The organism is Terriglobia bacterium (assembly GCA_020072785.1).
Taxonomy (GTDB): Bacteria; Acidobacteriota; Terriglobia; order Acidiferrales; family UBA7541; genus Acidiferrum.
This window is the reverse complement of the sequence record JAIQGG010000005.1, coordinates 59,102-82,692: the sequence shown is the minus strand read 5'-3', so window position 1 is coordinate 82,692 and position 23,591 is coordinate 59,102. Positions and strand designations below refer to the sequence as shown.

The 23,591-nt window shown below is 61.3% G+C and carries 22 protein-coding genes and 1 tRNA gene; 6 read left to right on the top strand and 17 right to left on the bottom strand.

The features are described 5' to 3' along the window. Nucleotides 1-4 precede the first annotated feature (4 nt). On the top strand, nt 5-1,177 hold the full coding sequence (locus tag LAN61_13210) for a 4-hydroxybenzoate 3-monooxygenase (GenBank protein ID MBZ5541468.1): 1,173 nt from the start codon (nt 5-7) through the stop codon (nt 1,175-1,177). A 117-nt stretch (nt 1,178-1,294) separates the two neighbouring features. Here the strand turns inward: LAN61_13210 and LAN61_13205 are convergent, their stop codons facing one another. The 14 genes from LAN61_13205 to LAN61_13140 all read right to left on the bottom strand — a co-directional run bounded on the left by LAN61_13205 (nt 1,295) and on the right by LAN61_13140 (nt 15,757). Next, on the bottom strand, nt 1,295-2,677 hold the full coding sequence (locus LAN61_13205; protein ID MBZ5541467.1) for a hypothetical protein: 1,383 nt from the start codon (nt 2,675-2,677) through the stop codon (nt 1,295-1,297). Further along, nucleotides 2,674-3,189, bottom strand: coding sequence for a cytochrome c (locus LAN61_13200; protein MBZ5541466.1), 516 nt, complete (start codon nt 3,187-3,189; stop codon nt 2,674-2,676). Before LAN61_13200 ends, LAN61_13205 begins: the two co-directional genes overlap by 4 nt. Beyond that, nucleotides 3,186-5,333 carry a c-type cytochrome gene (locus LAN61_13195; GenBank protein ID MBZ5541465.1) on the bottom strand — a complete coding sequence of 716 codons (2,148 nt, stop codon included), beginning with the start codon at nt 5,331-5,333 and terminating at the stop codon, nt 3,186-3,188. The genes LAN61_13200 and LAN61_13195 overlap by 4 nt, the downstream gene beginning before the upstream one ends. Continuing rightward, complete coding sequence (locus tag LAN61_13190; GenBank protein ID MBZ5541464.1) at nt 5,323-6,033, bottom strand: hypothetical protein; 711 nt, start codon at nt 6,031-6,033, stop codon at nt 5,323-5,325. Before LAN61_13190 ends, LAN61_13195 begins: the two co-directional genes overlap by 11 nt. Then, nucleotides 6,017-6,766 (bottom strand): cytochrome b N-terminal domain-containing protein, encoded by a 750-nt coding sequence (locus LAN61_13185; GenBank protein MBZ5541463.1) that lies wholly within the window; start codon nt 6,764-6,766, stop codon nt 6,017-6,019. Before LAN61_13185 ends, LAN61_13190 begins: the two co-directional genes overlap by 17 nt. A 9-nt stretch (nt 6,767-6,775) precedes the next feature. Next, complete coding sequence (locus tag LAN61_13180) at nt 6,776-7,285, bottom strand: ubiquinol-cytochrome c reductase iron-sulfur subunit (protein MBZ5541462.1); 510 nt, start codon at nt 7,283-7,285, stop codon at nt 6,776-6,778. Beyond that, entirely contained in the window at nt 7,282-9,213 is a 1,932-nt protein-coding gene (locus LAN61_13175) for an FAD-dependent oxidoreductase (GenBank protein MBZ5541461.1), read from the bottom strand. Before LAN61_13175 ends, LAN61_13180 begins: the two co-directional genes overlap by 4 nt. Before the next feature lie 51 nt (nt 9,214-9,264). Continuing rightward, entirely contained in the window at nt 9,265-9,876 is a 612-nt protein-coding gene (locus LAN61_13170) for a hypothetical protein (protein ID MBZ5541460.1), read from the bottom strand. A 76-nt stretch (nt 9,877-9,952) separates the two neighbouring features. Continuing rightward, nucleotides 9,953-11,413, bottom strand: coding sequence for a hypothetical protein (locus LAN61_13165; GenBank protein ID MBZ5541459.1), 1,461 nt, complete (start codon nt 11,411-11,413; stop codon nt 9,953-9,955). A 63-nt stretch (nt 11,414-11,476) separates the two neighbouring features. Then, nucleotides 11,477-11,905 (bottom strand): Rrf2 family transcriptional regulator, encoded by a 429-nt coding sequence (locus LAN61_13160; protein ID MBZ5541458.1) that lies wholly within the window; start codon nt 11,903-11,905, stop codon nt 11,477-11,479. Between the two features lie 477 nt (nt 11,906-12,382). Then, a tRNA-Met gene (locus tag LAN61_13155) sits at nt 12,383-12,459 on the bottom strand. 131 nt (nt 12,460-12,590) lie between these two features. Beyond that, nucleotides 12,591-13,049, bottom strand: a complete 459-nt coding sequence (locus LAN61_13150) for a prepilin-type N-terminal cleavage/methylation domain-containing protein (GenBank protein MBZ5541457.1) — start codon at nt 13,047-13,049, stop codon at nt 12,591-12,593. After that, a complete protein-coding gene (locus LAN61_13145) occupies nt 13,036-13,521 on the bottom strand; it encodes a type II secretion system GspH family protein (protein ID MBZ5541456.1) in 486 nt (161 codons plus the stop codon). Before LAN61_13145 ends, LAN61_13150 begins: the two co-directional genes overlap by 14 nt. Before the next feature lie 19 nt (nt 13,522-13,540). Further along, nucleotides 13,541-15,757: a hypothetical protein gene (locus LAN61_13140; GenBank protein MBZ5541455.1), complete on the bottom strand. Its 2,217-nt coding sequence runs from the start codon at nt 15,755-15,757 to the stop codon at nt 13,541-13,543. A gap of 125 nt (nt 15,758-15,882) precedes the next feature. Between LAN61_13140 and smpB the strand changes: the two genes are divergently transcribed. Both smpB and LAN61_13130 read left to right on the top strand, forming a co-directional pair. Next, entirely contained in the window at nt 15,883-16,377 is a 495-nt protein-coding gene (smpB, locus tag LAN61_13135; protein ID MBZ5541454.1) for an SsrA-binding protein SmpB, read from the top strand. 7 nt (nt 16,378-16,384) lie between these two features. After that, the gene (locus LAN61_13130) at nt 16,385-17,875 is read left to right on the top strand and encodes a leucyl aminopeptidase (GenBank protein MBZ5541453.1); all 1,491 of its coding nucleotides are present in this window, start codon (nt 16,385-16,387) and stop codon (nt 17,873-17,875) included. Nucleotides 17,876-17,882: 7 nt separating this feature from the next. Here LAN61_13130 and argS read toward each other — a convergent pair whose 3' ends face one another. After that, nucleotides 17,883-19,847 (bottom strand): arginine--tRNA ligase, encoded by a 1,965-nt coding sequence (argS, locus tag LAN61_13125; GenBank protein ID MBZ5541452.1) that lies wholly within the window; start codon nt 19,845-19,847, stop codon nt 17,883-17,885. 665 nt (nt 19,848-20,512) lie between these two features. Between argS and LAN61_13120 the strand changes: the two genes are divergently transcribed. After that, nucleotides 20,513-20,845: a type II toxin-antitoxin system RelE/ParE family toxin gene (locus tag LAN61_13120; protein ID MBZ5541451.1), complete on the top strand. Its 333-nt coding sequence runs from the start codon at nt 20,513-20,515 to the stop codon at nt 20,843-20,845. After that, complete coding sequence (locus LAN61_13115) at nt 20,832-21,131, top strand: helix-turn-helix domain-containing protein (protein MBZ5541450.1); 300 nt, start codon at nt 20,832-20,834, stop codon at nt 21,129-21,131. The genes LAN61_13120 and LAN61_13115 overlap by 14 nt, the downstream gene beginning before the upstream one ends. 386 nt (nt 21,132-21,517) lie before the next feature. On the opposite strand, the gene LAN61_13110 is transcribed toward LAN61_13115, so the two are convergent. Continuing rightward, on the bottom strand, nt 21,518-21,814 hold the full coding sequence (locus tag LAN61_13110; GenBank protein MBZ5541449.1) for a DUF1330 domain-containing protein: 297 nt from the start codon (nt 21,812-21,814) through the stop codon (nt 21,518-21,520). Between the two features lie 26 nt (nt 21,815-21,840). Further along, complete coding sequence (locus tag LAN61_13105) at nt 21,841-22,566, bottom strand: SDR family oxidoreductase (protein MBZ5541448.1); 726 nt, start codon at nt 22,564-22,566, stop codon at nt 21,841-21,843. A gap of 74 nt (nt 22,567-22,640) precedes the next feature. Between LAN61_13105 and LAN61_13100 the strand changes: the two genes are divergently transcribed. Beyond that, a complete protein-coding gene (locus tag LAN61_13100; GenBank protein ID MBZ5541447.1) occupies nt 22,641-23,558 on the top strand; it encodes a LysR family transcriptional regulator in 918 nt (305 codons plus the stop codon). The last annotated feature ends 33 nt before the right edge of the window (nt 23,559-23,591 follow it).

Below are 23,591 nucleotides of genomic sequence, written 5' to 3'. Positions count from 1 at the left end.
GCATATGCGTACCCAAGTCGGAATCATCGGAGCGGGCCCTTCGGGGCTGCTGCTGTCGCAATGGCTCCATCTCCAAGGCATCGAATCCGTCATTCTCGAAAATCGCGGCCGCGACTATTGCGAGAACCGCATCCGCGCCGGCGTCCTCGAACATGACGTCGCTGATTTGCTGGTGCACTTAGGTGCCGGCGAGCGCATGAAACGCGAAGGCCTGGTCCACGCCGGGATCTATCTGCGCTTTCGGGGGCGCGACCACCGCATCAACTTCGTGGAGCTCACCGGCGGGAAGACCATCACCGTTTACTCCCAGCACGATATCGTGAAGGACCTGATCGCCGCCCGTCTCCACGCCGGGGGGAAGATTTTCTTCGAAGTGCAGGACGTCAGCGTGCACGGTTTGGATTCGCCCCAGCCCTCCATCCGCTACACCCGCAACGGGTGCCCGGAGGTGCTGGAATGCGATTTCATCGCCGGCTGCGACGGCTTCCACGGGGTTTCCCGGCCCGCGATTCCCGCCGGGGTGCTCAAGACTCACGAAAACGTCTACCCGTACGCTTGGCTGGGGATTCTCGCGCAGGTGGCCCCGTCCTGCGACGAACTGGTCTATGCCAGCCACGAGCGCGGCTTCGCGCTTCTCAGCATGCGCTCCCCCCAGATTTCACGCCTGTATCTGCAATGCGCTCCCGAGGAAGACCTCAACGCCTGGTCAGATGAGCGCATCTGGAAGGAACTCCAGTTGCGCTGCGCAACTCACGCCGATTGGACGCTGAAGGAAGGTCCCATCCTGCAGAAGGGAATTACGGCCATGCGCAGCTTCCTCGTGGAGCCCATGCAATATGGCCGGCTCTTCCTCCTCGGGGACGCCGCGCACATCGTTCCCCCCACCGGCGCGAAGGGCCTGAATCTGGCCGCGGCCGACGTCCGCGTGCTCGTCCAGGCGCTCGAGGCCTTCTACAAACACGGCCGCCAGGACCTGCTGGCCCGCTACTCGGAAGTCTGCCTGCGCCGCATTTGGAAGGCGCAGCGCTTCTCCTGGTGGATGACCACTACGCTGCATCGCTCCCCGGAGGGTGATTTCATAAACCGGATTCACCTCGCGGATTTGGATTACGTCACCGGTTCCCGCGCCGCCGCCACAGCCCTGGCCGAAAATTACGTGGGCCTGCCGTTCGATTGATCCGGGGCGCGCCAACCGGTACATCTCGCCGCAATACAGAAGGACCGGACGCTTGCGCCCGGTCGTGGAATCTTGACTAAGAGTGGCCGCCGCTACGGATTCGTTCCCAAGGAAAGTTCATTCCACCTGTTGCAGGTTAATGGCGATGCGCACACCGTTTACCAAAACGATGCTGCGGTTGATCAGTTCCTGGTTGGTGATCTCGGCATCCACGAACTGGCGCAGGGCGGGGAGCGGGAGGACGAACTCCAGGGCTTCCGAGGAAGAACTTTTCGGCCCCAGTTGGTTCAGCACGGTGATGTCCAGCCCATCGCACTCCAGATCCGCGGCTAGCTTTTCCACCATGGCTTTCAGCTGCGGAGCCAGGAAGAGGTCGAAACTGCGCGCCGCACGTTTGTAGATGGAGGTCGTGCCCGGGTCGAAGGGTTTGGGATTGCGCAGCGTCATCTGGAGAACGATGCGCTTGCGGAAGAGCGCGAACGAGGGCGGCGCGTAGGAGACAAAGTGCAGTTTGCTCACGCCCTCTTTGGCAAAACTGTCCAGTTGCGTCTGATACTTGGTTTGCAGGCGGTCTACGTCGCTCTGCGCCGCGGTGCCGCCGGGGGCCAGCAATGCGTCACTCTTCTCCGCCACCGCGGGAGCGCTCTTGCCCGGCGCGACCGGCGTGGCGGGTTCTCCCTCTGGCGTCGCGGCGGCGGGCGTGGCGGGAGTCACGGAAAACTTGTCCGCGGCGCTCGCCGGGGCGTGGTAGGCGGGAAGGTTGCGCGAAGCGTCCGGCGAAGTTGCGGAACCCGCGACCGAGGAAAAAGACGAGTTCAGCGCCTGAATATCGAGGGGATCGGCCTGGTTCAGCGCGAGGCCGAACTCCTTCCCGCTCACGTACACCATCGAGTGGCTGACGATATCCTGTTGTTGCTCTTCGTCCGTGAGACCCGCCAGCCGAAAGGCCGCATCCCGGTCGAAGACAATGACCAGAATCTCTTTGCCTTCGTAATCAGAGGCCTTGGTACGGCGGCGCACGTGATGGGAAATCTCAAATCCGATGCCGTCGCAGGCCACGTCCGCAGGCAGTTCCTGGGTGACCATCCGCAGGATCGGAAGAACAACCTCCCGAAAGGTGCGGGTGACGCGTTGGTTCTGCGTCAGCAGGGCGGCGTTGTAGGCCGAATTGTAGTTGCCGGTGACCTTCAGGATGATGCGGTCCTTGAATTTCACGAACTCCAGGCCGCGGGTGTCCGCTTCCTTCTGCTGATCGGGATCCAGGCCCACGTAGCGGCTGAGATTGAATTCGAACGGGAATTTGGCCGCGGCAATCTTGCGGTTGAGCGCGATCAGTTGCTGAAAGTAGGCCTCTTCGGGCGCCTTAAGCTGCGGGTTGATAATCTCCGCCGGATGCACCTGTGCAGCGGCCGGGCAGGTCTGCAGGGCGCAGAATACCGCCAGCAAGACGGCGTTGCGGGCCATCCGGCTCCGCTGGGCAATTCGAATGAACAGTGTCATTTCGTCGCGGGCCCGGGTCCCGTTTCCCTCGAGTAGGGTGACGCCGCCCGCGCCGGTGGCTGATACGCCGGCTGTGCAATGGCCCGGGTATAGGCGATCACCGCTTTGACTTCGTCCGGGGAAAGCGTCCGGCCCCAGGGAGGCATCATAGCAGACTTGCCCATGGCGCTCCCACCCAGTGTGATGATGCTCTGCATGAACTCGTCGGTGACCCCGTTCAGCGTAGCGCCGTCGTTCATCAGCGGCGGTACGGGAGTGAGGTTGCTGCGGTTGGACGGCCCGGCCGGAGTGGCATCGGCGTGGCACCACACGCAATCCGCGTAGAAGACGCGCTTGCCCTGGGCCTGCTGGTAGCTGAGCGGGATCAGGTGCGTGGGATCATTGGCGTCCACTTCCACGTCGTAGGCGTTGCGCAGCGGGTCCGGCTTCGCCGGCGCGGCCGCCTTATGGCAGCCCTGAACACCGAGCAGGATCGGAAGCGCGAAGAGGAGCAGCAAGCTGCGGTGTCTCATTGTCCGGCCACCCCGTTTCCGCCCGGCGTGGTGCCGTGCACCGCAGCGTGCTTTTGCGCGGCCTTGCCGCCGCTCTGCCGCTGGGTCATCAGGTACGCGGTGAGCGCCTTGATCTCCCCGTCCGTCATGCTGCGGCGCGGCTCGATGGTTCCCGGCGCCAGCGCCTGCGGGTTGCTGAGCCACGCCGCGATCCATTCCGGCTTCAGCCAGTTGCCGGCGTTGTTCAGATTTGGCCCCACGTATCCCCCGCCGGATCCGATGGTGTGGCAGGACTGGCACTGGTATTTCACTTCGTAGAGCTCCTTGCCCAGTGCGGCCTGTGCGGGCGTCAGATCTTTCGCGCTCACCGCCTCCTGCCTCACGTTTGGACTCTGCATCACCATGCTCAGATAATCGGCCAGGGTGGCGGCCTCGCGGTCGCTCATGTTGAACTGCGGCATGCGGAAGGTCAGCGTCGGGCGTAGCGTCTGCGGATTCTTCAGGAAGCTGATGATCCACTGCCGCTGCGCGCGGCTGCCTTCATAGCTGAGGTCGGGAGCCAGGTCCCCGCCGTAGCCGTTGAATTTGTGGCAATCCGCGCACCGATAGCGTTCGTAGACCCGGGCGAATTCCCCGGCGGGCTGGAACTGCGGATTGGCCCGCGGAATGGTCAGCTTCTGCAGAGCGCTGGTGGCCGGCGGGCCGGTCATGCTCAGCAGGGCAGTGGTGATGGCATCCAGGTCGGCCGCATTGAAGTTGTATTGCGGCATGCGCGCGGCCGAATTCACCGAACGCGGGTCGGTGATCTTGGCCTGAATGTAGGAGATCAGATTCCGCGGTATCTTCGACGTGCCGAACTCCAGCTGGGAAACGTTCTTGCTGCCCAGCGCCGAGAGATCCGGACCGAAGTCCTTCTGCGTGCCGCTGCCTCCCACGGCGTGGCAGCTGGCGCAGCCCTTCTCGGAGAAGATCCTCTTGCCGCTCGCGATCTCTTCCGTTGTTGCCGCGCTGAGTTGCGGCACGTCACTGAGCAAGTCGGAATCGCTGAGCTTGGCCTGGATGTAGCGGGTGACCGTGAAGAGGTCCTCGTCGCTCCATTCATACCGCGGCATCTTGCTGTGCGCCAGGTAGCCCTGCGGGTTGCGCAGCCAGGCCACCAGCCAGTCGGGATTCACCTTGCTGCCGACTTTGGTCAACTCCGGGCCAATGTTGCCGCCGATGAGTGTGGTCTCTCCCGCCCGGGTGACCGCAAACGAGTGGCAGGTGCTGCAGAACATCTGCCGGAAGCGCAGCTCGCCCTGGTCCACCACGTCGGGCCGCTTCGCCCACTTGGCCACCACCGCGGGGCTGAACTTGTACGGCGCCACGGGCTGGCTGCGCTGCGCACTGAGGTATGCGGAAAGATCCCGCAGCTCTTGCTCGGTCAGGCGGAACTGCGGCATGCGCGGGGATTCTTCCGTCTCGTAGCCGTTGACCTTGACGTTTCCGGAATCGTCCACGATGGTGCGCGGCTCTTTCAGCCACTTGTAGATCCATGCGCGGCTGACCTTGGTGCCCACGCTGGTCAGGTCCGGTCCCTGCATTTCTCGGCGCTCGATATCCTGCAGGCGGTGGCAGCCCGCGCAGTTGTGGCTCTCCAGCAACTCTCTTCCGCGATTCAGCTTCGGGAGTTCCGGCCGGGCGTCGTGGTGGCACGAGCCGCAGGCCCCTTGCAAGTACCGTCCCGGCAGGATCGGCTGTTCCCAGGCCAGCGTGGTCTCATGCGCTTCGGCGACTTCTGTGGCCACTCCCTGCCCGCGATGACAGGGCGTGCAGCCCCAATCCCGGACGCGGTGTGGAATGGGCGGGTGCGCCCGGTACGGTTGCGGCACGGAGGCATCCGCCAGCGTCGGCTGCGTGATTCCCTGATGGCACGAGGTGCAACGGTCCACCACGTTCATCTCTGGGATCCAGATCTGGTCGAGATCCGGGTGGTAATCCGCGGTCAGGCGCTTGGTGTCCGGCCGCGTCCTGGCGAACTGCAAATACCCGCGCTTGTAGTGCTTCCATTCGCGGAGCAGGTCTTTGACCGGGGAAACCGCCAGCACCGCCACAAAGAGCAGGCTGCTGGCGGCAAAGACCAGCCGCATGCGGTACGAAACTTTGCCCATCTCTTCAGGCGCCATATGCTCTCCAGGGCCACACCCAGGACCAGCCCGGCCCGCGGAAGAACGTGCCGACCAGGGTTAGAACCATAGCCACCGCGACAAACCAGGTCATCAGCCACCAGGAGAGCGGCCGCCCACGCAGGTATTGGGCCGCCCGGCTCTTCTCCGGTTTGGCGTAGTACGACCACACCAGCAGCCCGCCTACCAACAGCGTGGGCACTAGCACCGTCCAGGCATCGAACAGCGCGAGAAACACCGCTAGGCCCGCGAGCACCGCGGCGTAGATCCGGAAGTGCTGCGTCGGTCGGCGCTCCCAAATCGGGGCGCCCTCGATGTTGACGTTGAAGTACGGGATCACGACCAGCGCCAGGACCACCAGCGTCGGGATGATGATCCCGGCGACGAACGGCGGGAAATAGTGCAGCAGCTCCTGCAGGCCCAGGAAGTACCACGGCGCCTTCGCCGGATTCGGCGTGAGCAGCGGATTCGCCAGTTGCTCGAGCGGCGCGTCCCAGAACAGCGCCGCCAGCACCAGCACCACCGCCAGCACCTGCAGGGCGATGGCCTCGCGCAGCAGCAGGTGCGGATAGGTCATCAGTTGCGGGCCGCGATCGTCCGTCACTTTCGCGGAGGTATTCCGCGTGACGAAGACCACCCGTTGGGGATTCTTCTGGGCGTCGGAAGCGAAGCCCGTTTCGATTTTATTCTTTTCCGTCATTTTTGGACCGTACCGTTAGACCGCCGTCTTTTTGCACCCGCCAGAAATGGACCCCGATGAAGAAAAACGCGACCAGCGGCAGCACCACGACGTGCAGCACGTAGAAGCGCAGCAGCGCGTTTTCTCCCACCACGTGTCCGCCCAGCAATGTGAACCGCATCTTGCTGCCTACGAATGGCATCGCCGAAATGATGTTGCTGCCCACCGTGATCGCCCAGAACGCCAGTTGGTCCCACGGCAGCAGATAGCCCGTGTAGCTCAGGAACAGCGTCACCAGCAGCAGAATCACTCCCACCACCCAGTTGAACTCATGCGGCGGCTTGTACCCCCCGCGGTAGAAGACGTGGAACATATGCCAGAAGACCAGCAGCACCATCAGGTGCGCCGCCAGCCGGTGCACGTTGCGCAGGAAGACCCCGTTGGAAACCACAAAGCGCAGGTCCTTCATGTCCTGGTAGGCCTGCGGCACCGCCGGGTGGTAATAGAACATCAGGAGAATACCGGAGACCGTCAGGGCGAGGAACAGCAGAAACGAGATGGATCCCAGGTAGTAGGAAGCGCGCACCCGCAGCGCCTTCTCGCGCACCTTCACCGGCAGCCAGTGCAGGAACAGGTTGCCGAAGACCGCTTGGCTGCGCGAGCGGTTGGTCAGCGCCGGACCGCGCCGGAATATGGACTTCCAGACCCGCGTCGCGCGGAGCCGCTCGAGAGAGGATTGCAACGTCGTGGCCATCGTTATTCCTCAGACTTTCAGAACTTGCTTCGGTTGCACGACTTGCAGCTTATCCACCAGCAGGTCCCCATCGGCGGTCAGGCTGATGGCAAAATGCGGCAAGGGGCGCGGCGCCGGCCCTTCAATCTTCGTGCCGTCCCGCTTGAATTTGCTGCCGTGGCAGGGGCAGGCGATGATCCCTAGGTCGGGCTTCCACTGCGTGATGCAGCCCAGGTGCGTGCACACCGCCGATACCGCATAAAAGCCTTCCGGCAGGCGCACAATGTAGACCTGCTGGTCCTGGAGGAAGCTCACGGAATTGTCCGGATACAGGTCGGGGCTGCCGGCGCGGAATGTCATCGAGGGCTCGAACAGGACATTGGGCGAAAAATATTGGTAGGTCACCACCACGGAGCCCAGGCCCGCTATGCCCAGGGCGCCCAGCGTGACTTCGTTCAGGAAGTCGCGCCGCGTTATGCCGTTGCCCCGCTGCTCTGCGGGAGTTTCGCCCGCAGAAGACGGATGTTTTGTGTCGCTCATGGCCGAAGCACCATCTCCTCAATGGATACCAGATCCGGATCGTGATCCACCACTTCGAAAGCTTCCATGGTGATGGTGTGTACCGGGCAGCGCTCCGCGCAGAGGCCGCAGCGAATGCACACCGATTCGTCCTTGACCATCACCGAACCCTCAGCCGCGCCCAGTTCCTCCGCCGCGACGTGCTGCAGATCCATGCCCCGGGAGTCCGCCTCCTCCGCCAGCCGCGTCTTGGTCTCCTCCGTAAAGGCAAACTGGCTCAGCGGCACCAGCCGCAGGCAGTTTTCCGGACAGACGTCCACGCACCCGCCGCAGAGAATGCATTCGCTGCCGCTGGCTTCCGTGCCTTCGAAGATCGTGTTGATCCAGCACTTCAGGCAGCGCGTGGCTTCGGCGCGGGCCTGCGCTTCCGTGAATCCCACCTCGACTTCGGCCACTCCCGTGCGCCGTTCCAATGGAATCACGGGAACCGGCAGGCGCGAATATTCGTCGTAGTGCTCGGCCATCTCGTGGTGATCAAGAACCGTCACGCGTACGTACTTGGACTTCGGCTTCCATTCCGCCCCGCGCAGGTACTTGTCAATCTGCTCGGCCGCCTTCTTGCCGTCGGCCACGGCGTTGATGATCAGCCGCGGCCCGAAGGCGATGTCTCCTGCCGCGAAGATTCCCGGCGCCGTGGTCATCAGCGTTTCCGGATTGATTTTCAGCGTTCCCTGGCGCGTAGCCTCGATCCCGTCCGCGGGCGTCAGAAAGGACAGGTCGGAAGCCTGCCCGATCGCCAGAATTACCGTGTCGCAGGGAATGACGTGCTCCGTGCCTTCCGCGAACTTCGGACTGAACCGGTGCTGCTCGTCGAAGACCGATGTGCAGCGAATCACTTCCAGCCCGGTCAGCTTGCCCTTCTTTCCCACAAACTGCTTCGGGCCCAGCGAAGGGTGCATGCGGATGCCTTCTTCCAGGCCCTCCGCGATCTCTTCTTCCGATGCGGGCATCTCCGCCCGTGATTCCAGGCAGACCAGATGCACTTCGCGCGCCCCCATGCGCAGCGCGGCGCGCGAGACGTCCATGAACTCCTTCATGGCTACGTCCATTTCACTTGACGTCAGCTCGTTGGGGAGCACTACACCCGCTATGTCAGTCACCAGTTTCTGCTGCTGCTCGCGCATTGCCGAGCGCGCCACGTCAATGGCCACGTTGCCGCCGCCGATCACCACCACCTGCTTGCCTATGGAGAAGCGGTAGCCGAGGTTTACGTTCAGCAGGAAATCGATGCCCTTGACCACCCCGTCGAGATCGTTGCCCGGCAGATTGAGATCCCGGCTGCGGTGCAGTCCGAAAGCCATCAGCACGGCCTTATAGCCCTGCTGGCGCAGGTCGGCGAGAGAAAAATCCCGCCCTAGGCGCATATTCAGCTTCAGTTCCGGACCGAGCTCCAGAATTTCGCGGATCTGCGCCTGCAGAACGTCGCGCGGTAAGCGGTATTCCGGAATGCCCAGGTGCATCATGCCGCCGGGCACCGCCGCCGCATCAAAAACGGTCACCGCATAGCCCAGCAACGCCAGATCGTGCGCCGCCGAGAGGCCCGCCGGTCCGGAACCGATGATCGCCACTTTTTCCCGTTGCACCAGTTGCTTTTGATTGGACAGCACATCCACTGGATTGCGCGATTCCGGCCCATGGCGCTCGGTCAGAAAGCGCTTGAGTGCGCGGATGGAGATGGGCGCGTCGAATTTTCCGCGCCGGCAGGCCGGTTCGCAGGGGTGGCCGCACACCCGCCCGCAAACCGACGCAAAAGGATTGGGAGAACGGGCGTAGCGGTAGGCTTCCTCGTAGCGGCCTTCCGCGATCAAGGAAACATACCGCCCCGCCTGCGTGTGGACCGGACAGGCCTGCATGCAAGGGAAATTCGATTCCAGCCAGTCCAGGTCCACCAGTTTCGTCCGAGTCGTAATGGCATTCCTCCGGGAAGCGTAGCAGTAACCTTACTTCTTTACGGTCAATGCCACTTCTGCTGCGCCGGCGCCGACGGTGACGCTCTGGCTCGTGGGCTTGCCGTCCTCGCTCCAGCTCTTCAGCGTATAGGTCCCGGCCGGTACGTCCTTGATCACGAACGAGCCGTCCTTCCCAGTCACCGCAAAATAGGGCGTGGCCACGACCACGACGTAGCCGGACATCTCCGGGTGCACGTTGCAAAGCAGCGATGCTACACCGAGATCATTGAATTGGAATGGCTTTTTCTGTCCCTTCGGCCACGTTCCAAGATTGTGCGCCAGCTTCTTATTGCCGCTCACAGAGGGCCAATACACGTTGTGCCCGACCGGGTCGCTGTTCAGGAAATCCACTGTCGTGCCCTTCAAGACCACCACCACATGCGGGATAAAGGACATCTTGATCTGATCGATCACAATAGGCTGCGCCGGGGCCGGGAAGGTCTTGCCCGGGATCTCATCCACGTAAACAGCGATGTTCTCCGCTGATTTCAAACCCTGCACGCTCACCTTGCCTTTGATCTCCCCAGCCTGCACCGCGCCTGCGAGCCCGAGCATGACCAGGGGTGCCGTCACAAGCAACGCCAGAGTGTTCATCTTTTTCATCGTTTTTCTCCCTTTTAGTGTACAGAAATTTGTTAGGGCCGGAGCCGCCAGGCCCCGGCCCTTCCCTGACCGTTCCTTAGAAGGAGTAGTCAATTCCGGATACGAACGTGTTAGGCCGGAAGAAGAGGTTGGAATCGGGTATGGGCTGCTCCCAGTGATGCTGGTACTCGAATACCAGCTTGATGTTGCTGCGGACCAGCATCTGCAGGCCCGGGCTGACGCGGTTGCGGGTCCCATTCTTGGATACCCCATTCAGAAAGTCCGCCGGAGAATTTACCGCATCATAGCGCAAGGTGGCAATCATCCACGGATAGATCCAGTAGTTCAAGCCCGCGAAACCGCCGCTGAAAGTTACCGGACGGCCCGCACTGATCGTTTCGCTTTCCGTATCCACGAGATGATTCTGGTCGTGGCCGTACATCAGCAGGCCGAACAGTTCCATGTGACGATACTTGAAACGCAGGTCCGTGCCAACCCGGTAGAAGGGCTCGCGGATCGTGCCCAGGAAGGAATATGTCTGGTCCGTGCCGGGGATGTTCTGTGCGTTGCGGCCGTAGTAGTAGAACCCCCCGACGCGAATCGAGGAGTGGTCCCGCGGACCGGTGGGTCCGGCGGCCTGCACTTCTTTGCGCGCGGCGGAGTCGCGTTCCAGATTGAATTTCTGGGAGACGCGGACGTAGACGTCTTTGGAATTGCGCGCTGCGGAGCCGTCATTGCTGCCGTTCGTCACCGCGATGGACCAGGAGAAATTCCCATCGTTGGGATAGCCGCCGATCTCGATGCCCCGCTGCGAAGCACCCAGCACGAATGGGTTATTTGTCGTGGGCTCGCCAGACAGGGTAGCGGTGGGGCCCCAGGCGCCGGCAACACTCGCCTGACCGTAGATGTCGTACTCCGATGCATAGACCGATCGCGCCTGGCTGAAAGGCAAATCGAGCTCAAACTGTCCGAACCGCACGTTAAGGGAGTCCTTGGGCAGCTTGAGATAGTGGCCCAGGTCGTTGAACTTCAGATACCCGTCGCCCAGTCCGCCTTCCGCTCCCGAACCGCCGGCAGAGACATCGTCGTCAATCCAGAACGAAATGTTCGGCCCAAAACTTCCCGCGGCGATCAACGCAAGCGTGTCTGGTGCGAACAGATCCGTGCGCGGCACATAGCCGGCCGCCTGGGGCTGCTTGCTGTTCAAAGCGAACGCTCCCGAATAGCGGAAGCCGATCGGGATCGAGCCAGGAATCTCGCCCGGATAGACGGCGCCGGGGAAGGCTTCCTTCTGGGCCTTGGCGCCGAGCATCACCGGCGGCTCTTTCACGAAGACCTCGTCGTCCTTGGGAAATTTGAAACCGTTCTTTTTGAACGCCTCTCCGAAATCGTTCAGCTCCGGGTAGTTGTTGTGGCAGGTGGTGCAAGAAGTCTGGTACTTGCGTGCAAATGCCGGGATGGCCGAAACCCGCGTCGTGGACACAAACAGCAGGTAGACGAACATCCCCGCCAGCAGGCTCGTCACCACGAGAATCGAATTGCTCTTTCGGTCAAACATCTAGCCCTCCTCTTTTTTCAATTTGGGGTCTATAAAGCCTGCAACTTTGCTGCTGTCTGGCCCTCACAATTGCCTGCCCGCGGTCAGCTTGTCCCAATCCGCCGCGTGCGGTGGCATGCGCCGGCTGAGTTCCGCAATCGTCAACTGCTTCCATTCCTGCTGCGAGCGGGCTTCGGTCTCCGTCCAGACCTGCAGGAACGGATCATCCGCAGCATCCGGCTGGGGCTCCTCCTCCACGGGGAGAAAGAGCTTCATAACTTGTTCCACGCGAATCTCTTCCGGGTTCATCCGGAGCTCGTAGCCGCCGTGCAAGCCGCGGCGCGACCGGGTCAGTCCCCCCCAACGCAGGGCATGCAGAACCTTTGCCACCTGGGAATGGGGAATGCGGGTGAGCCGGGCCAATTCACTTGCGGAAATCGAATGTCCGGCCGTGAGCGCAAGAAAGATTAAAATCTTGATCGCATAACGAACCGTAATGGGCAATCCGTTCAAGTTTGGTCCTTATAATTAAGAGATGTTACCCTGAAATGTGCAATTCTTCATCCATTTCCAAGAGTTTCTAATGTGTCTTCATATGTTGCTGAAAAACATAGATATAACTATAAAACGACCGCCAAATCGCCTTACGTCGTTTACTTCAGAATGCGTGAAATAACCCTGAGTGCGTTATTTCACGCACCGAACTATCGCATCATGGCCCAGCTGATGTCCTGTCCCGGCGTAATATGGACTATGATCTGCAATTCAAGGTCAACACCGTCTCTGTGGGTTCTGGGCCCCTCATCTGGAAACCAGCCTCTATCTGCTGCGCAGAGACTCGCAAGCCGCTTGGCACGCGGTCTACACTGGAAAGCGGCCCAGAACAACCTGGCCGGAGGGCAGCCCGACGGAGTTGCAGGGTAAGGGAGCAGGAGGCCGGAGACAAAAAAAGAGACCGGACGGAGCATCCGGTCTGCGTCTTTCTGAAGATGGTTGCGGGGGTTGGATTTGAACCAACGACCTTCGGGTTATGAGCCCGACGAGCTACCAGGCTGCTCCACCCCGCATTTCAACTATAGCGGAGTGCGCGCGTTCCGTCAAATTTGTGGCCCGCGGAACGTCGCCGGCGGCCAGCAACATTTCCAGATATAGCGGATGCCGCGCGCCCGGGTGCGCTGCTTCTTTGCCCTGGCAGGGCTTACCAGGTGCTGTACGGCGTGCCGTCGGAAGAGACTTGGTCGGAACTGGAGAACACATCGGTCAGTCCAGTAGTGGCCTGGTCGGGACTGAGGACGACGTCCTCGAATACCAGGCGCCAGTTTTTCTGGTGGGTGATCGGATCCGTGGGAATCTCCCGCAGGTATTTCGCGGCCACAATGTCTTCCAGCGACTGCGGGGCGGCTTGCTTGTCTATCGTGTATTGTTCGATGGCTTGGCGGATGGTCTGCAGATCGGATTTCAAGGCTGCTTCCTGAGCATGCTGCACGCTGCGGCGGTAGCTCCCTATGGCGATCCCCGCCAGGATGGCGATGATCCCTATAACGATCATCAATTCCAGGAGCGTGAAGCCGGCGCTGGAAGCGCGCGTCGTGCCGCGCTTTCTGGTTGACGCGGGAAAGTAGCGCGCGAGCTTCTGCGCCGTTTTACCATTCCGCATAGCGCGTCCCATCCAGGGCAGTGCCCATCGATTTCGAATAGACATCGAAAACGTTTTTGCCTCCCCAGGAAGTGGAATCCGGATCGTCTTGCACCGCGCGCAGGCCCCATTCGGCGCGCCCGGTAATGGGATCCACTGGGATTCGGCGCAGGAAGCGGATCTTGCGGTCGCTGCCGGCGCCTAGTTGCACTCCGTTCACCAGCGTCTCGAGGTCCGGGGGATAGCCTTCGCTGCCCACTTCGACGCGGATCTGGTTGCGGTCGGCAAGGTCCTTGTAGCGGTCGATGGCGTTGCGAATCTCGCGCAGGTTCCGGTGCAGTTCGGTCTCCTTCTGGCGCACGATACTGTAGCGGGCGATGGGCAACGCGGCAGAAGAGAGAATCAGCAGGATCGAGCAGGCGATAATCAGTTCCAGCAGAGTCATCCCCGCCTGGAGATCGCCTCGTCGGATTGTACGCAGCGGATGCGGCATAAGCCTACAGATAGAGAGATTACGGAACGACCTGAATCGTTGCCTCGCCGCTGAGCAGCGGCAGCGTCTTCTGCTGGGAATCCTTGGCGTTCACCTGGACGATGGCCAGCTTCGAGGATCCGGGGGCCAGCGCGCGCACGACGATGCCCAGCAGCGTGCCCGAGCCGCTTACTCCCGCGGTGTTCGGCTGGCGCGTGGCGGAGATGATCGCCTGCCCGTGCTCCTGGTCCACGCGCTCCACGATGGCGATCTCCTGCGTGCCCCCGGAGAGGAAGCCGCCGTGGCGCACCTCCTCGATGCGCAGGATCGCAGGGTCGTATTGCAGCAGCATGGGGATGGAGAAGAGGTCCTGCACATTGTCAATGACCACGCCGAGCGTCGTGGTCTCCCCCGCCTTCAGGGTGAGCGTTGCGGGCTCGAAGCGCAGGCGCGCTGATTGCGGGCCGGCCTGCGGAACGGGCGCGGGCGCTACCGGCACTGCTGTCGGCGCTGGCGAGGGCAGGGTGGGCGCCTGGATGCTCGCTTCGCGGCGCACCTGAATGTTCGATTCCGAGCCGGAGCTCAGCGGCTCCAGATTTGCCTGCGTCCATCGGGGCAGGCGCACGATGTGCGGTATCAGCACGATCAAGACTTCATTCTCCTGATGGTCGGTTTTCTCGTCGGAGAAGAGGTAGTGCAGCAGCGGCAGCTTGGCGAAACCCGGCCAGCCGTTCAGCGTCTTGCTGTCCACGCGCTCGATCAGCCCCCCGAGAATGTTGACTTCGCCTTCTTTGAGGCGGATATCGTGCTCGATCTTGCGCTGGCTGATGATGGGCTGCTGGATCCCGCCGATGGTGCTTGTGCCGGTGACCGAGGAGACCTCCACCAGGATCTTCAGGCTGACTTCGTGATTCGGGTGCACGCGCGGCGTGACGTCCACGTTCACGCCCACATCGATGTATTGAAATTGCGTGTTCACCAGCGGGTTGACGATGCCCGCGCCGCCTGCCGCCCCAATGCCCACTCCCGCCTGGAAACTTCCCGTGGCCACCGGAATGCGGTCGCCGATGCGCAGCTTGGCAGGCTGGCCGTCCACCGAGCGGATCTCCGGATTCTGAATGATTTTGGTGCTGCTGTCGGTTAGGATGGCCGTGGCGGTGGCTCCCGGCAGGGTCACGCTATAGTCGCCGGTGGAAAGGTGCTTCAACTGGTTCAGGGCCATGGAGGTGGTGGTAGTGGACCCCGCGCCCCCCGGCGTAAATGCCAGGGTCGCTCCCTGCCCGGGCAAAATCCCCAGGTCCCGCAGACGGTCCAGCCGCGCCTGCAGCACTTCCACTTGAATGACCACCTCGGGTTTGGCCCGGTCAATATCATTGATCAGCTTCTCTGCGAGAAGCAGCTTGTCCGGAGTGTCGCGGACGATGATCGCGTTCTGCGCATTCAACTGTTGAATGCGTTTCAGATCGAGGATTTGCCGCAGGCCAGTCACAATCTCGGTGAGGTCCTGCGGCTGCACGGTGTTTGAAAGATAGAAGGTGCGCACCAGTTGCTCTTCGTAGTCGCGGCGTTTCTGCGGCTGATCCGGAATGACGAAGATGATATTTTGCGTTACCGGCTTCCAGAAAGACTTGCTCTGCAGCGACACAATGTCCAGAGCCTGCTCCAGGGTGACGTTGTTCAGTTCCGTGGTGATCCGCCGGGCAGGGAAGTCCGGGTCGAATACCACGGTCAGTCCGGCCAACTTGGCGATCGTCTCGTAGATGATCTTAGCGTCGTTAGCCATCTTCAAGTTGATGGGTGCGCGGGAGATGGCCATGAGCTGCGGCGGTTCCTGGGCCAGAGGACCCTCGGTGGACTGTGCTGGTGGAGCCGGGCTCGGCTCGGCCTCTTTCTCCTTCCCGGCGATTTGATCGAGCGTGGCCTTTATTTCCTGCGCGGCGATCGGGCTGGAGGGGTCCATGGCCAGGGCCTTCTGGAATTCGGCCAGAGCCATCTGCAGGTCGCCCTTCTCGCGCAGCTTCTGCCCCTGGCGCACGTGATACTGGCTGGCCTCGAAACGCAACTGGGTGGCCTTGAGCTTGTAGTCGGCGTTGAAGGGATCGGCTTTGAGCGCCTTCTGGTAATGCTCCAGAGCGGTGTCGTAGTCCTGCAACGCCTCGGCTCTGCGGGCAAGCTTGTAGTCATCGCCGCCCTTGGGGCAACCGGCCGCCAGCAGGGCACAAGCGATGCACAAAATGAGGGTCCCCTGGCGCCGCATGTCTTCTCCGAAGCCTCAGAACTACAGAAACTTACGCCAGTCTAGCACTCGCTCAGAGGAGCGGCAAGCAACCACCGGTTGGCTGTCTTGCATTGAGTAAGGGCGGACCGCTAAGATAAGTACTTGTGGCTAAGCCGGCAAAAAAAGCGGAGAAGGGGAAGGGTGGCGATGAGATCGTCGCGCAGAACCGCGCGGCCTCCTATAACTACCATCTTTTGGAGAAGTTCGAGGCCGGCATGGTGCTGCACGGCACGGAAGTGAAGGCCTTGCGCGAAGGAAAGGCGAATATCCGGGACGCCTACGTGGAGATCAAGCCCAACGGCGCCTGGCTCGTCAACGCACACATCGCCCAGTACTTACCCGGTGGCCCCTGGAACCACGAGCCCCTTGGCTCCCGCAAACTCCTTCTGCACAAGAAAGAGCTGAACAAGCTGGCCGGCAAGACCCAGGCAAAAGGTTTGACCGTCATTCCCTTGCGTATCTATTTCCGCAACGGCATCGCCAAATGCGAGATCGCCCTGGCCAAGGGCAAGAAAGACTACGACCGCCGCCAGGATTCCCGCGACAAGGAATCCCGCAAAGAAGTGGATGAAGCCTTGTATCGAGCCCGGAGGAGATAGAAACACTATGCAGATCGCACTCGAAACCCGCCCCTTCGCAGAACTCCAGACCGCCGCGCTGGTTAGTTACGTATTCGAAGAGACCGATCCCGTCCAGGGACGCATCGCCGACTTGGACCAGAAAACCGGCGGCCTGCTGCGCAAACTGGCGCAGGGCGGCGAATTGACCGGGAAGACCCTGGAGATGACCCTGGTGCATGCCCCGGAGGGACTGCAGGCCGAGCGCCTGCTGCTGGTCGGTGCGGGGAAGCGCGAGCAGTACGGCAGCGCGCAACTGCGCAAGCTGGCTGGAGCGGCCCTGCGCTATCTGAAAGGCCGTTCGGTGAAGCAGTTTGCCTTTGTGGTGCGCGAGGGCGAGGCCACTGCGGAATCGGCGCAGGCGGTGACCGAAGGATTGATCTTCGCCGATTTCGAATCGGACAAGTACAAGAGCGAGAAGAAGAATGGCAAAGAAGTGGACGCCGTTTTGCTCTCCGGCTGGGACGGCGGCAGCCGCGCCGCGGGCGAAGCGGGGCTGCAGCGCGGCCGGATAATCGGCGACGCACAGAACTTCACGCGCGACCTGGTGAATGAGCCTTCCAACAAGTTGACGCCGCGGATTCTGGCCGAGCGCGCCGAAGCCATGGCCCGCGAAGCCGGCCTGGCCGTGGAGATCCTGGACGAGAAGAAGATCGCCGAGCTTAAAATGGGCGCGCTGCTCAGCGTGGCCCAGGGCAGCGTCGAGCCGCCGCGCATGATGGTGGTCACCTATACACCGGCGAACGCCAAGCCCGGCGCCCCGGTGATCGGGCTGGTGGGCAAGGCGGTCACGTTTGATACCGGCGGCATCTCCATCAAGCCGGCCGAGGGCATGGAGAAGATGAAATACGACATGGCCGGCGGGGCCACCATGCTCGGCGTGATGCGCGCGCTCGCGGCGCTCAAGCCCAGCGTGAAAGTGATCTGCGTGGTACCCTCCACGGAGAACATGCCCGGCGGAAAAGCGCAGAAGCCCGGCGACATCCAGGTAGCCATGTCCGGCAAGACCATCGAGGTGCTGAACACCGACGCCGAGGGCCGCCTAATCCTCGCCGACGGCGTCACCTACGCCAAGCAGCTCGGCGCCACGCACCTGATCGATGCCGCCACGCTCACCGGCGCCATCGTTGTGGCCCTGGCCAACGTCAACGTCGGCGTCTTCGGCTCGGACCAGGCGTTTACGGACAAGCTGCTGGCCAGCGCCAAGGCCTGCGGCGAAAAAATGTGGCAGATGCCCGTGGACGACGAGTACCGCGAATTCATCAAGGGCACCATGGCCGATATCCAGAACATCGGCAGCGGCAAGGGCGGCGGGGCCATCACCGGGGCTATGTTCATCAAGGAGTTCGCGGGGGACTCTCCGTGGATCCACCTGGACATCGCCGGGACGGCCTGGCTGGATGACGCCAAGCCGTGGGCCGCCAAAGGCGCGAGCGCGGTGGCGGTGCGCACGCTGGTGGACCTGGTGACGAAGCTGTAGCGTTGCATCACATTTTTTCCGGGGCTTCGATGCCGAGCAGGCGGAGGGTGCGCACCAGCTGCGCTTCGACCAATTCGGTCAGTTGCAGCAGGAAGGCGCGCTTCTCGGCGTCCGCTTCCGAGAGAATGTGGTGCTTGTGGTAGAAGTTGTTGAAGGACTGCGCGAGCTGGAAGGCGTATTTGGCGACAAACGCGGATTCCTGCGCGCCGATGGCCGCGGCGGTGGCGTAATCGAGCGAACCGCCGAGCAGCAGCAGCTCCCAGAGACCCTGGCCTTCGGCTCCTGAAAATATCTTCGCGAGAAACTCATTGGACAGCGCGGGGGAAGCGCCCGGCACCTCGCTGCCCTTGCGGCGAATGCCGCGAATGCGCACCACGGCGTACTGGCAGTAGGGCCCGGTCTCGCCTTCAAAGCTCAGGGCATCCTCGAAATCGAAAGCGATGATGGCCGTGCGCGTGAACTTCAGCAGGAAGAAGCGCAGCGCGCCCACGGCGATGGCGTGCGCGGTCTGTTGCTGCTCCGCGGCGGGCATCTCCGGATGGCGCTGGCGCACCTCGGCGAGCGTGGCGGCTTCGAGCTGGTCGAGTAGGTCGTCGGCCTTCACCCCGAGGCCCTTGCGCCCGCTCACTTCCACGTAAGGCTTCTTCAGTTCTTCGGGGGAAAGCTCGTAACCCATCTCGCGGGCGCAGCGCGGCGTGAGGGCCACGATTTCGTAGGAGAAGTGGACGGAGCGATCGGCCTCCGCGTTATAACCCAGGGCGCGCAGCCCCGCAGTTACCACCTGCTGCAGATAGGCCTGGCGGGCATCAATCACGTTGTACACGGTCGTAGCCTTGCCGAAGGGCGGGGCCTGCGGGTCGCTCGGCTCGCTGGTGGTCACCCACAACGCCTCGCCAGCCGGGGCGTGCGGGTGGCGCGCGTAGTGAAAATCCTTGCCCAGCAGGCCGAATTTCCACATCTGGTAGGCGATGTCCTTGCCCACATAGGTGACCGTGCCGTTGGAGCGCACGATGACCTTGGCCTGGGCGTCGGCGTCCTCGCTTTCGGCGGCGCCTTCGCCCTGCTCCCAGGGCATGATCCAGCAGCCCGCGTTCTTACCGGTGGCGGCGAGCTGGATCGCGCCGGTTTCTTTCAGCTTGGTGAACGCCGCATCCCAGAACTTCAGGTGCAGGATTTCGCTCTCGCGTGGCAGAAGGTCGTAGTGGATGTCCAGGCGCGCCATGGTGCGCAAGTGGCAGGCCACGATGGCGTCGGCCACGATCTGTCCGACTTCGGCCTCTTCGCCCAGGCCTTCTTCAATGCGCTTCAGCATTTCTCCGCGCAGCGCCTGCCGCGACTTGTCTTCCTCGAAAAACTGGGTCACCCGCGCATAGAGATCCCAGCAGAAGTAATCGAAGCGCGGCTCGTGGGTCAGGGCGCGCACGTTGCGCGCGGTGCGCTTCTCCATGTGCATGAAGCCGACGACGACGTCGGCGACCTGCACGCCGGTGTTGTCGATGTAGTTCTGGACTTCGACGGTGTGGCCGGTGTGGCGCAGCAAGCGCACGAAGGTATCGCCCAGGACGGCATTGCGCAGGTGCCCGATGTGCGCCGCCTTGTTGGGATTGATGTTGGTGTGCTCGACGATGATCTTGCCGCCGGCGGCCGGGGTGGCCGGCCCGCCAGCCGCGGATTCCGCCAGCGCGCGGTGCCAGAAGGCGGCGCGGTCGAGGAACGCGTTCAGATAGCCCGCTCCGGCGACCTCGATGCGCGCGATGCCTTCCACCGGGGCGAGCTGGTTGACCATCTCCTGGGCGATCTGCCGCGGGGCGCGTTTCAGGCGCTTGGCCAGCTCGAAGCAGACGGGCGAGGCCAGTTCGCCCATCTCCAGCTTGGGCGGCTTTTCCAGGGCGATCTCGATGGTTACGCCATAGTTCTGCTGAATGTGGCGAGCCAGGGTGTCGCGGAGGCGATTTAGAAGTAGCTGGTACACAGTTCCTCGTTCCGGGGACGGAAGTGCTGGAAACGATTCAGTATAGGCAAGTTGTTTAGAGGGGTCAAAGGTGGCAAGGAGGTGGACGGGAAAGTTGACAGTTCACAGTTGACAGTTGAAAGAAGGAGACAGGAGGAAAGCGAGCAGCCGTCGTCCCCCGGTTTCCGGGGAACGATGTGATTGCAAAGGGGATCAAATGCAATGTTGGGAAGTGATGTGAAAAGAAAGAGTTTAGCGACGGAAGATGGGAAACGATTTGATTCTGAGGGGTTTAGGGGAGAGGGGGAAGAATAAGGCGCAGAGGACGTATATTCAAGGCTGGCGCGGGTACAAGGCGAAGGGAAGAGCGGGGGGCGTGTGGGCAGCGGCGCGGAAGGTTTTCGAACGGTGGATTGATGCAACACGGGGAAGGATAGCAGATGGGTTACGTTATTTCAATAGATTACTGAGTGGTATTCGAATGGGTTGTGGAAAAGTATTCGAAAGCACCCTCATTTCCTGGCTACAGGCGGAGTTCACTGGCGGGCGTCCTCTGCTGGATCGTGCTGACGAAGAAAATATGATTTCGAAGAGTTCGAGTATCCCGGAAATGTCCCATTTGTTAAGTCAGGTCAGGCGCATGCTTGACAGTTGAATGAATGTCCCAGATATGAGACACTATACGGGTGAAAGCAGCGATCTTTCATCCTGCGGCCCGGGCGGCAATCCGCTTGTTTCCCAAGGACGTCCGACTGGAGCTTGGCAAGGCGATTTTTGATCTGCAGAAGGGCGCGATTCTGGGGATGCCTTTCTCCCGGCACATGCCATCGGTAGCGCAGGGGGTTGAGGAGTTGAGAATCCGGGACCGAGCCGGGATTTATCGCGCATTCTATTATGCGAGATCGCCGCGAGGCGTTCTGGTGTTCCACGCGTTCGTGAAAAAGAGCCGGACGACGCCCAAGCAGGATGTGGATATGGGAAGGAAGCGGTTAAAGGAGTTACTGGATGAAAAAGTCTAAAGCAGTGGTCGTGCGCACGGCCGCCGAGTTGGCGAAAGCCCTGGGTCTGACCCCGGCGGACGGCGCGGAAATGGAACTGCGCAGCGAGCTCAACTCGAAAATCATCGAAGTTGTGCGGAAGAAGGGTTTGACGCATGCACAGGTAGCGCGGCTGGCGCGCACATCGCGGACGCGCATTACGGCGATGATGAACCGCAATACGAAGGACATTTCGACGGACTTGATGTTGCGCGTGCTCTATGCACTGGGGTATAGCGCCAGGGTCACTTTCGGGAGAGCTGCGTGATGCCGGCCAGATTTCCGCGAGGCATGCGAATGCCGCAAGCGGCAGAGGAGTTGACCGAGGATCCCGATCCTTTCGGGCAGAGGGTGTAACTCACAAAGTCATAAACCCCACATGCCCCGACGAGGTCGGAGTAAACGCCTTCACTCTTGTCGAGGGGAACCCCGAACCTGCTCGCTCATTAAACCTGGGCACCCGCCGTGGGAGAAAAAAGAAAGACGAAGAGCCCACCCTTTGAAAGACCGCAAAGGGTAGGCCACCCGAAATTGCTCTTTACTCAAGGTTTGGGAGCTTCGTTCGTCTCTATCGCGTGGTTCTTGCATCGGCAAACAAATGGGAAGTTCCAATGCGCCACCCGTCAGCGAGATCCGCCCTAGCTTTTCCATTCCCTAAAGGGGATTGCAAATGAACGTCCGGATATCTCTGAAGGCCAGGTTTCGGTCGGGAATCGCCGCCCGATAAGCGCTGCCGGCAAACATGACATGAATCGAATCGACATCCGGGAATTCCATGACTGCGATGAATTCCGGACAATCATCGCCAACGATGGCCTCCTGGAATGTGCCCCGACGTAGTACCTTGCCGCCGGCTGCCTCGATGAGTGGCACGACCACCGAGGCATACCGGTTGTAAGCGTCCTGCCCATCTGGATGCAGGGCTCCAGTCGTAATCAGGAGAGATGGCATCTTAGGATCTCCGACCGAATGCGGTCCTACATGGAGCCGAATTGGCGCTCTACCGCCTTATGGTCTTGCTTCCACGCGGCGTACATCTGCTTCGCCATGGGATCTGGGAAGATATCTTCGTCTCCGTTTTCGATGCCGCTCAAGACTGCGCGTGCGACATCGGTGGCGGAGGTCTTGGGCATGTCAACACCGCGAATCATGTCGGTATCCACGGGTCCGGGGAAGACGCCGTAGACCCGTATCTTGCGCTTCCGGAGATCGGCTCGCAGTGATTGAGTCATGGACCATGCCGCGGCTTTGGAGGCGTTGTAGACACCCAATCCGGGCATGCTTGCCAGGGCCACTATGGTTAAGAGATTGACGATTGCTCCTCCGCCGTTCTTCTCGATAACCGGAGCGAACGAGCGGATTGCATGCAAGGTGCCGAAATAGTTCGTCTCCATATTGCGGCGGATGGATTCACCGGGAGCATCCAGCAGGCTTCCAAAGTCAGCGATACCGGCGTTGTTGATCAGAAGGTTGACGTCGCATGCTTTCTCCGCCGCGGCATTGATCTCCGCCAGGCTGGTAATGTCGATCTTGAGGGGAAGAACTCGTTTGCGGTCGATGGCAACGACCGGTTCCAAGTCCGTGAGTTTGCGCGCTGCCGCGTAGACGCGATTCACGCCACGCTCAAGAAGGGCCTCCACGAATGCGCGGCCGATTCCCCGGTTAGCGCCAGTGACAAGGGCGATGCTGAGTTGAGTTTTCATGGCCCGAGTTTGCCGCCAGAAGTCAAATTCAACAATACGCCGCAATGCATAACATTCGTGCGTATAATACAACAATGAATCTTTCGAATATTCAGATATTCGTGGAAGTTGTCAGACAGGGAGGCTTTGCTCCTGTCGCGCGCCTTCGCGGAGTGGATCCGTCTTCCATCTCCCGGGCGATTGCCTCGCTGGAGGCGGAGCTAGGGGTACGGCTGCTGCATCGGACGACACGCCGTCTGTCCCCCACGGAGGCCGGCGCCGTGTATTTCGATCGCGTCGAATCTCTCGCAGACGAGCTCGAGAGCGCGCATCTCAGGGCCGCTGACGTTGACGAACGACCCAAGGGAACTCTGCGCATCACCGCGCCGGTAAGCTTCGCCGAACTCAATATTGTGCCCCTTCTCCCCAGGCTAGCAGCTTCCTTCCCTGAGCTTTCGTTTGATCTCGTGCTGACGGATGCGATGCTCGACCTAGTCACTGAGCGCATCGACGTTGCCATCAGGATCGGTCCTTTGGTTTCCTCGGGGCTTGTGGCTTACCAACTATGCCCGCTGGTCGGAAAAGTATGCGCCAGCCCGGCCTATCTTAAGCAACACGGCCGTCCGCGCGTGCCCGTTGATCTCAAGCGGCACAACTGCCTTCTTTTGGATATGCCTGGTTTCGATTCGAAATGGCGATTTCGGGGCGCAAACCGGAAGGGCTTTGATGTATCCGTTCAAGGAAGACTGCGAAGCTCCAATGCCATCGCGCTCAAGCAATGTGCTCTTGCCGGCATGGGCATAATTCTTCAAGCGCGGTGGATCGTAGGGCAAGAGTTGCAGGAGGGCCGCTTGGTAGATCTTTTCCCTGGGTATGAGGTCACGGCGGCGAATTTCGAATCTGCAGCCGCCTGGGTGCTCTATCCGTCCCGTAGTTATTTACCGCTTAAGGTGCGCGTCTTCATAGATTTTCTAAAGGAAGCGTTTCGGCAAGGACTACCAGGGGACTCATAGCCGACCGATGAAAAAGCTTTCGTGCGATTCGAC